The organism is Microcoleus sp. Pol12B3, from assembly GCF_036701355.1.
In the GTDB taxonomy this organism is placed as follows: Bacteria; Cyanobacteriota; Cyanobacteriia; order Cyanobacteriales; family Microcoleaceae; genus Microcoleus.
In genome coordinates this window covers 25103-37885 of record NZ_JAUBQS010000023.1, presented here as the reverse complement: position 1 = coordinate 37885, position 12783 = coordinate 25103, and the positions used below count along the sequence as shown (strand labels likewise).

Annotated in this window: 9 protein-coding genes; 2 read left to right on the top strand and 7 right to left on the bottom strand. The window is 49.0% G+C overall.

Features of this window, described 5'->3' with window-relative positions:
• Positions 1-28: 28 nt before the first annotated feature.
• The 7 genes from QUA53_RS13790 to pilM form a co-directional block, all read right to left on the bottom strand.
• A complete protein-coding gene (locus QUA53_RS13790) occupies positions 29-1504 on the bottom strand; it encodes an NAD(P)/FAD-dependent oxidoreductase (RefSeq protein WP_333097755.1) in 1476 nt (491 codons plus the stop codon).
• Between the two features lie 215 nt (positions 1505-1719).
• Positions 1720-2853, bottom strand: coding sequence for a threonine-phosphate decarboxylase CobD (gene cobD / locus QUA53_RS13785; RefSeq protein ID WP_333097753.1), 1134 nt, complete (start codon positions 2851-2853; stop codon positions 1720-1722).
• Positions 2854-2868: 15 nt separating this feature from the next.
• Entirely contained in the window at positions 2869-3177 is a 309-nt protein-coding gene (locus QUA53_RS13780; protein WP_278187376.1) for an HU family DNA-binding protein, read from the bottom strand.
• A gap of 838 nt (positions 3178-4015) precedes the next feature.
• Positions 4016-6403 carry an AMIN domain-containing protein gene (locus tag QUA53_RS13775; RefSeq protein ID WP_333097751.1) on the bottom strand — a complete coding sequence of 796 codons (2388 nt, stop codon included), beginning with the start codon at positions 6401-6403 and terminating at the stop codon, positions 4016-4018.
• A 480-nt stretch (positions 6404-6883) separates the two neighbouring features.
• On the bottom strand, positions 6884-7684 hold the full coding sequence (locus QUA53_RS13770; protein WP_333097749.1) for a pilus assembly protein PilO: 801 nt from the start codon (positions 7682-7684) through the stop codon (positions 6884-6886).
• Positions 7681-8583 (bottom strand): PilN domain-containing protein, encoded by a 903-nt coding sequence (locus QUA53_RS13765; protein WP_333097747.1) that lies wholly within the window; start codon positions 8581-8583, stop codon positions 7681-7683. Before QUA53_RS13765 ends, QUA53_RS13770 begins: the two co-directional genes overlap by 4 nt.
• Before the next feature lie 399 nt (positions 8584-8982).
• Entirely contained in the window at positions 8983-10077 is a 1095-nt protein-coding gene (pilM, locus tag QUA53_RS13760; RefSeq protein ID WP_333067299.1) for a type IV pilus assembly protein PilM, read from the bottom strand.
• Between the two features lie 452 nt (positions 10078-10529).
• Between pilM and QUA53_RS13755 the strand changes: the two genes are divergently transcribed.
• Both QUA53_RS13755 and QUA53_RS13750 read left to right on the top strand, forming a co-directional pair.
• The gene (locus QUA53_RS13755; protein ID WP_333097745.1) at positions 10530-11813 is read left to right on the top strand and encodes a sugar ABC transporter substrate-binding protein; all 1284 of its coding nucleotides are present in this window, start codon (positions 10530-10532) and stop codon (positions 11811-11813) included.
• Positions 11814-12202: 389 nt separating this feature from the next.
• Complete coding sequence (locus tag QUA53_RS13750) at positions 12203-12778, top strand: Uma2 family endonuclease (protein WP_333097744.1); 576 nt, start codon at positions 12203-12205, stop codon at positions 12776-12778.
• Positions 12779-12783: the final 5 nt, after the last annotated feature.

Below are 12783 nucleotides of genomic sequence, written 5' to 3'. Positions count from 1 at the left end.
CGAATTACCAATTACCCCTTTGATTGTTTCACTTCCAATACCTGCGCCAGTGAAACAAATTCTCCCACAAATTCTGCATAAAAGTATTGCTGCCCAAGCGCTGCGACTCCCAAACAGCAGCAGTTTGACCGTTAATTGCCGAAAAACTCGACCAAATATAAGGAAGTTCGGCGATCGCCTCCACCTTCATTCCGTGACGCACAGCCAAAGCGATCGCGTGAATCAACTCAGCAGCTTGCGGTCCCACAATACTCGCTCCCAAAATCTCCCCGTTGCGACGCCCGACAATCTTACAAAAACCAGTTGTATCCCCGGACATTTGAGCTTTTTCAACATTCTTGAAATATTCGCGACAAATAATGAGATCGTCTCCAAAACGGCGCCTTGCTTGCGCTTCAGTCAAGCCAACCCTCGCCAATTGCGGGTCAGAAAAAATCGCCCAAGGAATCCCGCGATAATCTATTTGAAACATCGGCAAAAACAAAGCATTTTTCACAGCAACCGCAGCTTCGCAATTAGCGATGTGAGGGAACGGATAACCCCCAGCAAGATCGCCGATCGCGTAAATGCGGCGATTAGTTGTTTGCAGCTTTTCATTTAAAATCACCCCCCGATCGCTGAATTTAACCCCAGCGGCTTCGAGATTTAACCATGCAAAATGATGCTGGCGGCCCGTGGCCAGAAAAATCTCCTCAGCTTCGATCGCCCTTGGCCCAGCTTGAATCCACTTCTTACCATCAATCACCCTCGCTTGAGTCACCTCAGTAGCAGTCAGAATTCGCACTCCCTCAGCTTCCATTGCAGCTTGAACCAAGCCAGCAGCCTCTCGGTCTTCTTTCGTCAAAATGTGCGAACCCTTCACCACAAGCGTAACAGTAACCCCTAATCGAGCAAAAGTTTGAGCCACTTCGACACCGCTGGGATCTGCGCCGATTACAGCCAAACTTTTAGGCAACTGTGGAAGTTTTGCTAATTCCCCGACAGTTTCCGAAGTAAAAAAGCCAGCAGACGAAAGTCCTTCTATATTGGGAATCGCCGGCAGAGTTGGACAAGCTAGCAAATAACAAAGCGATCGCAATTTTCGCCCGCCGACAACGAAAGCCAAATCCGGTTTCGCCACAAACTCGCCGCTGCCAAAAATAACATCGACACCGCGAGCAGCCAAAACGCCGAGATCATCAATTTCTGACAAATTAGAAACAACACCCTCGGCCCACTTGAGAACGCCGTCAAACCCTAATTTGATCGGCATAGAGGAATTAGCGACTTCCCAGCGAACCCCCAACTGCTGGCGGCCGATCTGCTGGGCAAAACGAGCAGCCTCCCTCAAAGTTTGGCTGTATCTCAAACCAAGGTCGATCGACTCTTTCCCCCCAGTCGGCAAATCTTGGGAATTACTTAGCGGTTCCACCAAAGCAACGCGAGCCGGGAAATTAGTTGCAGTCAAAGCAGCATAACGTCCGGCCGGAGTTCCACCAATAATCACTAAATCATAGTCAAGCATAAATAAAGAAGTCAGTAGTCAGTAGTCAATAGTCAGTAGTCAGCAGACTTGAATTGCTTTCCTTAGCTCTTAATTCTTGAAATTATCTGCATTTATCTGCGTTCATCTCCCTTGTATCTGCGGTTGACCGGCTGTATCAAAGATGTGCAGTCTTAAACTCACTGGCATTCATCTCACGCCAAATCTTTGATGCTGGCGTGAAATGAATTTCCTAGTTAACGACTAATCACATCCCTAAGTCCAGCAATCAGCTGCAGATTGTCCGTCCTGGAGCGCACAGCCACCCGAAAAAAACGATCGCCCAACTCAGGAAAACTCAAACAATCCCGAATCAAAATCCGGTGTCGTTCCAACAGACTTTTTTGAATAGAAGAAACCGACATAGACGACTCAACCAACAAGAAATTAGCCGCGCCTGGAAAAGGTTGCAAACCCGGTAAATTAGCCAAAGCCTCAAATAGCTCAAAGCGAGCAACAGGAAGCCAATCCCAAGTTTGCCGCTCAAAAGCAGCATCTCGAACCACAGCAGCAGCAGCAGCAGCAGCCAAAGCATTCACAGGCCAAGGATCGCGCTGCTGCTGCCAGCGGCGCAGAATATCGGGATGGGCGATCGCACAGCCCAAGCGCAGTCCCGGCAGAGAATAGAATTTAGTGAGCGATCGTAAAATCACCAAATTCGGAAACTCCTCAACAGCATCGATCAAAGTTTCCTGCTCAGAAGGCGGTAGAAAGTCCATAAAGGCCTCATCCACCACCACCATACCTAACTGCTTCACATAAGGCAAAATCGCCTCTCTCCCAAACAGTAAACCCGTAGGATTGTGCGGGTTGTTCAGAAGCAAACCTCTCTCGGCATCGAGAGCAAGAGGAACCGGGAGACGGAAAGAAGGGGAGACAAGGGAACGGTTAGAAACCGACAAATCATCCGTTACTAAGCGGCGAACAGGCTCCGCATCCAACAATTGGAGATCCAAAGGACATTTGAGCACCTTCGCCCCGAAAGCCGAAAGAGCCCGCCAGTAATCGCCAAAAGCCGGAGTCACCAAATAAGTCGCCGGAAGCTTCGACAAATCCCAAGCCGCCCAAGTCAACAATTCCGCCGAACCATTCCCCGGCAAAATCCAATCCGGGTCAACATTCAAAGCCTCACCCAAAGCAGTCCTGAGCTCTCCATAATCCGGGTCTGGGTAAGCCGTAAGACTGCTCAAGTGTGATTGAATCGCATCCAGGGCCGACTCAGGAGGGCCCAAAGGACTGATACTGGCAGAAAAATCCAGAATAGCAGAGGCAGGGCAGCCTGCCAGTGCGGCTGCCCAAGCTAAATTCCCACCGTGTACAGGTCTAATCAAGACTCAGTTCGCCAGCTATTCCGCGTTTTTCGGGGGTGCAACTCTGTCCTTAAACAACTTCCCTGCGGAAAATGCAGGAACTCTGGTTGCCGGGATTTCCATCTTGTCGCCAGTTTTGGGATTGCGACCCTCGCGGGCCTTGCGTTCCCGCGACTCAAACGAGCCAAAACCGACCAGCGTCACCTTGTCGCCATCGGAGACAGCTTCCATGATTGCTTCAAGGGCGGCACTCAAAACAGCATCTGCCTGTTTTTTCGTCACGCTAGCCTTTTCCGCGACTGCATCAACCAATTCACCTTTGTTCATTGCGAACTCCTTCTGGATTTGCAAAATTACGTTAAACAGAGTTAGTTCAACTATTAGCCGTGAGCGATCAACTGGATTGAGGTGTGGATTGGGAGGTTTGGGTGGTTCCCTATTGCTCCCGTCCGCTTCCTCGAATCACAACTCCTGCTGAATACTAATTACCCTAGGGTAATTGGTCAGAAAAGGAATTTTTGTTTCTAAGTGCTGAAAACCCCACAGCATCTAATTTTCACTGCATTATTCTAAAGTCTTGCCGACCGTTATGGATCGGTGGAACCTTTAATTTATATGGAACTTGCTAATTTTTTTTAATTAATCCCAAAATTTAGGTAAAAAAATACCACCTTGGAGAGAAGATTTGTCGCCTCGGTGGATTTGAAAGCCTAAAGAAATAAGAAATAGAAGGAATAAAATGTAATTTGTCAAGGGCTAAAGGAAAAGTTTTTTCCTTCTTTCTTCTTTCTTTCCCCTCTTTCTTTCGCCAGCGGGGCAGGGCTGTTTCATTCTCTCTAAACCCGCCAGGGGCTGAAGTCCCTGTCTCATAGCAGAAGTCGTCTTTAGACGACTGAAAGAGTGATTTATCAATAGTCCGGACAGTTTTCAAGCACTAACGGTAGAATGAGGGTTTCAGCCTTCTCAGCGAGATCTAATGCTAACGGTAGAATGAGGGTTTCAGCCTCTGTCTCAAAAACTGTCCGGAGTATTGATTTATACTCCTCTTGCATAGGACTAATGAGTTCTTTAGTCCTATGCAAGAGGACTTTAGCTTTGAAGCAGGGGTTGAAACCCCTGTCGGACTGTCGAGTTCAGGGGAAAGAGGGTGGAAAGTTGACAGCAAGGCATTTTTCCTTCGTTCCTACTGTCTCGGCTGGACGGGCTGGCTGCGCTGCAACAGTTGGCGGGCGTCGGGACTGATGTTGTTTTGGTAGCCAAAGTTCGATCGATCGCTATCATCCAAAATCTGCGGTGTCAGCAATACAATCAACTCCGCTCGCTGGTTAGCCTTATTGGTACTCCTGAACAGCGAACCGATAATCGGCAAATCTCCCAAAATCGGAATCTTGTTCGCTGTAATCCGTTCTTCGTCGCGGATAATCCCCGAAACAATCAAAGTCTGACCGTCCCGCAGGCGAATTAGCCCCGATTGCAACGATCGCTCGCCCAGCAGCCTGATAGTATTGGTGTTCGGGCCCGTGCTTAGGTTTTGAGTGGTGCCCGGTGTCCTGATAATCGGATTCACCCGCAGAGACACAAAGCCGTTGTCGTCAATCCGGTCGATCGCCACCCCCAACTGCAAACCCGCCCTGTCTTTGACAGCCGTCACCGTTGTGGTAGTTGTATTTCCGGTAGTCTGGGTGTCGGACGTGATGTTACTGATCACCTCATCAGTAATATTCACATTCGCCGTTTCTCCTTCTTGAACCACCAAAGTTGGATCGGTCAGGATTTTGGCATTCTGGCTCTGAATAGTTGCCCGCAACGCAGACAGGAACCTCCTTGGATACTGGAACGCCGGGAACAGGGCGAACTCTGCAGTTCCGGAGCCTGTCGTCGAGCCTGGCTCGTAATCCGTAATTCCCACTCGCGTGGGGTCATTAGTAACTGGGGCTGTCGGCTGGAGGAACACACCTTTGGCGGGACCTTCGAGACCTTGACCTGTAAATGGCACGATACGCCGCCCGTTCGCATCGTAGAAAGGCTCCAGCTCTCCTAAAGGGTTGCCGATGATCGGCCGACCGGTCAAGCTCTGATCGAGCTGCGTTGTATTGGGCGGATTGATGCCGCCAAAATTGAGACTTGCCGCCCCATTGTCATTGACGAAGAAATTGTTATTAATCCCGAAAGAGAAACTGCTGCTGGTGTTGTTGTTTCCCAACAAGTTGATATCGATCACCTTGACGTTGACTGCAACTTGACGGCGGCGCAAATCTAGCTGTGTCAAGAAAGCCACAGCCATGTCAACTTTGCGCGGGTCTCCCACTAAAGTGATGGAATTGAGCCGAGAATCCGCCAGCACCGACAGTCCCCTCAGTAAGAGCGGCCCGGTGCCTTCCCTAGCGCCGATCGCCTTAATGTCCGGTTCCCTAATTTCCACATCCCGCGCCGCATTTCCCTGGCCCACGCTTTGAATCGTCACCCGAGTAATCGGCAGTTGAGTTTCCGCACCTTGAGCGCTCAAAAAGTTAGCTGCATCCGTAGAGCGAACTTGATTGAGCCGGAGAGTCCGAATGATAATATTGCGCGAGTCGATCGGCAAGCTAGTCCCTACAAAAATCGTCCGCCCCTGACGGTTAGCTTGCAGCCCGCTGAGCCGCAGCACGTAATTAAAGACATCTTGCACCGACTCGTTTTCGATGTCCAAAGAAATCTTGGGCCCTTCATCTGAGCCGGAGGCTCCCGGCTGACCAGGCACTGCGGGCTGGCCCGGTTGAGCGGGGGCACCGCCACCTGTAAAAGCAATGTTCAATCCAGCAGCGCGGGCCAGCAGAGCCAAAACGTCCCGGACTGGGGCATCCCGCAGCACCAAGCGGGGGATGCGTTCTCCCGAACTCAGTTCAATATTTCCCGCGCCGGGGGCTATGTTGGACACCGCGATATCTCCCAAGGGCGGCGCAACTGCCCGTGGCTGGAAAGGCGCCGCCTGATTTGTCTGGGATTGAATTTCGCTGGGGAGGGGCGGGCGATCGTTTCTGGTAACAGTAACTTCGGGATTTGGCAGCAGCACGCCTGGGTTTTGCGACGTGCGGACTTGGGGAGCCTGCCGGGGAGCTGTTTGGCTCAGTGGCAGTCCCGGAGGCGGCGGGGGTACAGTTTGGGCAGACTGTGCTGTACCGCCCTCTCCGGCTACACTGAGGACGATGCTTTGGCCTTGTCCCGGCACAATTTGTCCGTTGGGAACTCCGTTGGTGCCGGCTACCACAACGCGGATGCTGTTAGCCTCTACCTGGCTGATTTCTACGGAAGAAATCCCTGGAGCGGGGTTATCTTGACGGAAGCTGTTGCCTTGTGGCAAGCGAAGCTGGGTGTTAACAATTGTGGCTTGGTAAGTATTGCCGTTATTGATGGCGAAAACTTGCGGGCGATCGCCCTTTTCTGTCGCCAGCACAATATTTACGCCATTATTGCCTTGACTTACTTGCACTCCTGTGACTTGAGTGGGCGCTGCCCAGACGGGGGCTTGGGCGATCGCAACTCCTGCAACGCTGCATAAGAGTCCTCCACTTAACCGTAGATGCTGTTTCACGTTCTCTCCTCCACTACACTTTGTTATTTTTTGTTCGCAGTCTTTTGTCGCTAGCTGCTAAACTCACTAAAATATTCTCGCTTCGAGCCTTTTTAAACGAAGAAGTTATGCCCTTTTCGATTTTAGATTTTCGATTGGGAATAACAGATGACATAGGGGTTAGAAGCTATCCTACAGCAATCCTCGCATCATTTGTGTATTTCTTACTCCCTCCCCTTTGTAAGGGGAGGGTTGGGGTGGGGTAAAAAAATTACGACTCCTGCAAAAATTGCTATACAGTTCCATTACTTTTTGAAACTGGTATTAGAAGAAATTAGGTTTTAGAGCAAATTGTTGATTGCCATATAAAAAGAACTATTTAATGGCATTCATATTTTTTGACTTCTACCTTCAATCATCCAATTTCAACCTTCTGCCTTCTGCCTTCTTGTGAAAGAGCGAGTTGGGAACAATAGCTAATATCTATCCGCCCAACTACCGCTACTTAGCAGCAGGACTTGGAGCCGGAGTTGGCGCTTTTTCTTCTTGCTTTAACGGCAGCAGTGCGTGCAAGTCAAAAGCAGTTTTAATTTTAGTTGGCGGCTGCTCCACAGGGACTATTTTTCCTTTCAAAAAGTCAACTTCAATGGGCTGATTTGATGCTAGCAATTCAGATTTCAAATTCCTCACTACCAACAGCGACTGCATCAACTCCAAGTTACGCATAAAATTGCGGGTTTGAGCGAAAGTGCCTTCAAACTCTACCTTAAATTTTTTGCGTCTGAGCTTGCCAGCCAGGGAGGGCCCGAAGGAAGTATCGGCGAGAATATCAGGGTCTGGAGCTCCCGGCGCGGCGGTTGCTGCCGCTGGGGGCATATCCGGCTCAAATTTGGTAATTTTAGCCTTGAGGTCATCTCCTTGCACGCCGGCATTGATTCTATTAACCAGTTGCGTCATGTCAAGCAAAAGCGTGTTGGCGCTGGCGTCGCTGGCAAACATTGCCGTCACGTTTGCCCGACGCTGTTTTGCTTCTTCTTGCTTGGCTTCTGCTTCTGCCTTTTTTTGAATTTGAGTTTTCAATTGCAGTTGCGTTTGCTTGCTTTCGCTAAGTTTTTGCTGGAATTCGCCGCTTTTTTGGAATTCCGGAAGTACGAACTGGTAGCCGAGGCCGCCAGCGAGTAGGAGGCCGAGAACCGCGATGCCGATTGCTTGGACTTGGGGTGTCAGCTTAATGCCGAATATTTCCTGAGCCCCTGTCTCTTCTGCTTGTGCGCCGCTGGGAATAAACTGATTTGCTGTCATTGTTTTTTCACCTCTGGTTTTTGTGGTTCTAGCACTCCTTTTTCTTGAAGTGTTTCTATCCGTATTGCTAGCCCGTCTGCTTGCTTGCTGCGGAGCTCGGGGAGCAACTCGGAGGCTCCGGTCGGGCTGAGCGTCGTTTCAATTTTATATTCCACTACCGGTCGCAGTTTGGGAAGTTCTGGTGGTGCTGCGTTTTGGTTGCGTACTTGTAATTGTACGGGGTTGTTTTTTAAGGTGGCCGCTATCAGTTTGGTATCGGTGTTAAGGAAGAAAGGAGAGCGCTGGACTAGCAGCATAAAGTCGTTAACTTGAGCAAAGGTACTGGCTATCCCTGAAATTTGTACTTTTGCTGCCTGCTGCGGGACGACGGGAGGGGGAGCTGCAGCCGGGGTAGGGCTGGCTGGAGACGGACTCGCTCCTGGGGACGGGCTGGCTGCGGGGGTGGCTGCAGGGGGTGGGGGTGCTGCTGCAACGGGGGAGGGACTGGGGTCGATTTGCTCGATTTTGCCAATTTGCACTCCCGCCGGAGTGCGGGCGCTGAGGTCTTGCAGCATCGCTGACCAAGGTTTAATTTGGTCGAATACTCCGGCTAATGCTTTGTATTCGGCGGTAACTTGGTCGGTTTCGGCGTTGATGGCTTTGATGGTGCTGGCTTGAGTGTTTAACGTTACCAGTTCTTGGTCGATGGTTGCTTGTTGTTGGGCCAACTTGTTATTTTCGTTAGTCGCCCACCACCAGGCGCCCAGGACGGCGGCGTTGACCCCGAAGGCAAACAGCACCGCCCCATATATGGGCAGTTGGTCTTTGGCTCCACCGGAACTTTTTTTAGCTGGGCTTTTGGTTGCAACTGGTTTGTAGTCCGGACGGTCGTTGAGAAAATTAATATCTAGGCTGTACATGGCTTCACTCGATTTTATAGCAGAAGGAAGAAGGCAGAAGGCACAAGGTAGAAGGTAAAAGACACAAGGAAGAAGGAAAAACTGATTTACCGCTTATGTTTGAGCAATTAAGAATGTCCTAACAGTCTTGGCTGTTGCTATAGATTTAAATTTGAAACTTGAGATTTTAGACAGAACCCAAGATTGCTGGTACAAGTGAAGGATTTATTTAGGGAAGAAAGAAACAACTTTTTGCCTTCTACTGAAAGAAGGGGCTGCTTCTACTTCAGATATATTCTACCTTTTACCTTCTACCTTCTACCTCCAATATTTTACCTTCTACTTTCTACCTTCTTCTTTTGGAAGGGATTTTTACCTAAAATTCTCAAATGGGTTTTTCTCTCATCTAAAACTGTTAGGTCACATAACCTCCCTTAGTCCTAAACCTAGCGCGACTCCTAAACCTGCTCGCTGTTCAGGGGTAATTTCTTGGCTGATTTCGAGTCCTAGGGTTTCGATGGGATCGACTTGAGATGCGGGCAAGCTTAATCTTTGCATAAAAAATTCGTCTAGTTTGCCGATCGCAGCTCCAGGGCCTGCTAGCAGCAGTTGCGCTACCTCTAGTTCTTCGCTCTGGTTGAGGTAAAAGTCTACTGAGCGGCGCAGTTCGTCTGCTAGTTCTCCCAATACTTTTATCATCGCATTTGTTCCCGGATTGGCGTCTCCCGATGCGCCCATTGTATCTGTGACGGGCAGGGTCATGCCTTGCAGTTCGCTGGTGTCTCTGGTTGGCGGCAGGTTCATGGCTTGGTTGAGGGCGGTCTGGATTTGGTAGGTGCCGATCGGGATGGTACGGTTGAACTGAGGTATACCGTCCACTACTATAGCTAACTCGGTGCTGTCAAATTCTATGGCGGTGAGAACTGCTGCTTCTTGGGAGGAAAATTGTTGCAGTTGTTCTTTGAGGGTGCGGATTAGAGCAAAACTGGTTACTTCTAGTACGTCTATAATCAGTCCGGCTTCTTTGAAGGTTTCGATGTATGTGTCGGTAACTTCTCTGCGGGTTGCTACTAACACGACTTGTACTTTTTCTACTCCATCGTCATCTACAAATAGGCCTATTTTTTGATAGTCTACGTCCGCGTCTTCTCTGGGAAACGGCAAGTACAGTCCTGCTTCTGCGTTCATGTAATCCCGCAGTTCTTCTTCGTTGAGTTCTGCAGGAACTGGGATGAGGCGGATGACGGCTTCGCGACCGGGAATGGCTGTGGCTACTCGCTTGGCTTTGATTTTGTTGTCGGCGAGGACGGTACGTATTAGTTCTGCCATTCCCGGCGGATCGACTATTTGTCCTTCTTGTACTATGTCTTCTGGAACTTCTATTGAGGCTAGGATGCCTAATTTTAATGCCTGAGCTTTCTTTTCGAGCTGAATGATGTTGATGCGGTCTGGGGCTATTTCAATCCCGATTCCTGGCTGGCGTTGGGAAAGTAGACCTTTGAAAAAGTTAACCATGTGATTGGGTCGCCGGTAATTGCTATTTTTTTCTTTTGTTGTTGGCCAGCCTGATTCAGCGAGTCCGGTGTTGGAGGGTTGGTTTCCAACTGCCGAAAGAGTGCTGTAATCTCGGTATCCCGCCGTAGCTACGCAGCTCCGTCTGTGTTGCGCGATCGCTAGTTCCGATTTTATGCTATCCAATTTACTTGACAATAGCTATTCTGCTGCGAATGTCAATAAATTCCAGCTCGATCGGCCGAAAACCTGCTGATTCTGCACAAAAACAGATTATCTCGCTCCTGGGCCCAGGTACAAAACTCTGTTACTGACTCGATCGCGCTTGATTCGGGCGATTCCCTACCCTACCCTACGGGAACCCCTACGGGGAACGGGAAACCCTGCGGGGAAAGGGATAGCTTCGTTTCACGCTTTGTTATCTAACGGTTCCCATAACTCTCAAATTTTATTCTATGAAACGTAAATCTTGGCAACTGTTTGCTGTTTTTGGACTGGTAGGGCTGCTGCTGGCTGCGGTGGTGAGTTGTGGCAAGCCGGCTGTTAATTCCCAGGCAAATAATACGCAGGAAATCGAGTTCTGGACTATGCAGCTTCAACCTCAGTTTACTGAGTATTTCAACAAGACGATTGCCGGTTTTGAAGCGGAAAATCCGGGGGTGAAGGTGCGTTGGGTGGACGTTCCTTGGTCGGCGATGGAAAGCAAGATTTTGGGGGCTGTTTCGGCGAAAACAGCGCCGGATGTGGTGAACCTAAATCCCGATTTTGCTTCGCTTTTGGCGGGACGCAATGCTTGGCTGGATTTGGATTCTCGGATTCCGCAGCAAGTTCGATCGACCTATCTGCCAAATATCTGGAAAGCTGGCGTACTCGACGGCAAGAGTTTTGGCATTCCTTGGTATCTCACGACTGGGGTGACAATTTACAATACGGAGTTGTTGAAGAAGGCGGGAATTGCTAAGCCTCCCGCTACCTATGCCGAGTTGGCACAGGTGGCGAAGCAGGTGAAGGAAAAGACTGGTAAGTTTGCTTTTTTTGTGACTTTTGTGCCGGAAGATTCGGCCGAGGTTTTGCAATCTTTCGTGCAGATGGGTGTGCCTTTGATTGACGCTAAAGGCAAGGCGGCTTTTAATACTGCTAAGGGCAAAGCTGTTTTTCAGTATTGGGTGGATTTGTACAAGGGTGGACTTTTGCCGCAGGATGTTTTGGTGCAGGGACATCGCAGGGCGATCGAGCTTTATCAAGCTGGAGAAACTTCTTTGTTGGCTTCTGGGCCTCAGTTTTTGAAGGCGATTTCTGAGAATGCTCCGAGTATTGGTGCTGTTTCGGCTGCTGCGCCTCAAATTACGGGGGAAACAGGGAAGAAGACTGTGGCGGTGATGAATTTGGTTGTACCCCGCGACAGCAAGCGCCCTGATGATGCTGTCAAGTTTGCTTTGTACGTGACTAATTCTCAAAATCAGTTGGCTTTTGCTAAGGCTGCTAATGTTTTGCCTTCTACGGTTGAGGCTTTAAAGGACGATTATTTTAAGAGCGTTCCGACTGATGCTCCGGCTGCCGATCGAGCTCGGATTGTTAGTGCTTCTGGGTTGAGTTCCGCCGAGCTATTAATTCCGCCTCTCAAGGATGTTAAAAAGTTGCAAAAGGCGATTTATGACAATTTGCAGGCGGCAATGTTGGATGAGAAATCGGTAGAACAGGCTGTGGCTGATGCGGCTAAGGCTTGGGACCAAAGGTAGTTTTGAATTGCAGGGGCGGGATTTTATTTGCTCTTGCCCCTTGCGTTTTTCTGCCACTTGACGTATTATTAAATAATCGGAATGTGTGTCGTCATATATAAAAATCTATAAGCTTTTAAGTTATTACCGAATGATGAAATTACCCTCTCTTCACCCGGCGGAGTCGGAGGAGAACTCTGGATAAGTCAATCGCAACTATTTTAGAGATAAATGTTTGTTGATAAGAACGATCGCTCATCCCAGAAACCGACTTTATTTATCCTGTGCGATCGCCTTTCTCCATTCAGATTGATTGCTGATTTGTAGGAATATAGCCTGAATTCCTCAAATATTCATAAATTTGACTTGTGTTAAAATCAAAGCTCAGATCGAAATAGGATAAAATTCTTATGCCAGCGATGACACTCAAAGATTTAAACCAAGTTCAAACCCTGTTTTCCGAAGCGGGTTTAGATTACAAAATTGAACTAGAAGACGGGAGACTTTCAATTGTGGGGCCATCAGACATCGTATCCAGTGAAATCAGCAGTATTTTGATTCGCTTACTAGGTAACTGGGTTTATCCCCGTCGCTTGGGGAGAGTCTTTGACTCTGCAGGCGGTTTCATCATGCCGGATACGAATGTCAAAGCACCGGATGTTTCTTTTGTGCGCGCCGCCCGCTTGCGCCAAAGTCCGCGTTATTTTGGAGAACTTGTCCCCGATTTGGTGGTTGAGATTAAATCTCAGAGCGATCGCATTAAGCTTATAGAAACCAAGGTTTTGAAGTTTATAGAATTGGGTGCGATCGTCGGAATTCTGATAGATCCTGATGAAGAAACAGTAACTATTTATCGCTCTACAGGTGAACCGACTGTTTTAGGAAATGGCGATATCTTAACAGTAGCAGAACTTTTTCCCGGTTGGGAATTGCCAGTTTCGGAATTGTGGCCTCCTATCTTTACTGAGGAAGAAACACAATGCTGATGCGT

Excerpts from the sequence above, each read along its gene's own strand:
- pilM (WP_333067299.1), bottom strand. The coding sequence starts at position 10,077 with ATGGTTAACTTTTTCAAAGGTCTACTTTCCCAACGCCAGCCAGGAATC.
- QUA53_RS13770 (WP_333097749.1), bottom strand. The coding sequence starts at position 7,684 with ATGACAGCAAATCAGTTTATTCCCAGCGGCGCACAAGCAGAAGAGACA.
- QUA53_RS13750 (WP_333097744.1), top strand. The coding sequence starts at position 12,203 with ATGCCAGCGATGACACTCAAAGATTTAAACCAAGTTCAAACCCTGTTT.
- QUA53_RS13755 (WP_333097745.1), top strand. The coding sequence starts at position 10,530 with ATGAAACGTAAATCTTGGCAACTGTTTGCTGTTTTTGGACTGGTAGGG.
- QUA53_RS13790 (WP_333097755.1), bottom strand. The coding sequence starts at position 1,504 with ATGCTTGACTATGATTTAGTGATTATTGGTGGAACTCCGGCCGGACGT.
- QUA53_RS13765 (WP_333097747.1), bottom strand. The coding sequence starts at position 8,583 with ATGTACAGCCTAGATATTAATTTTCTCAACGACCGTCCGGACTACAAA.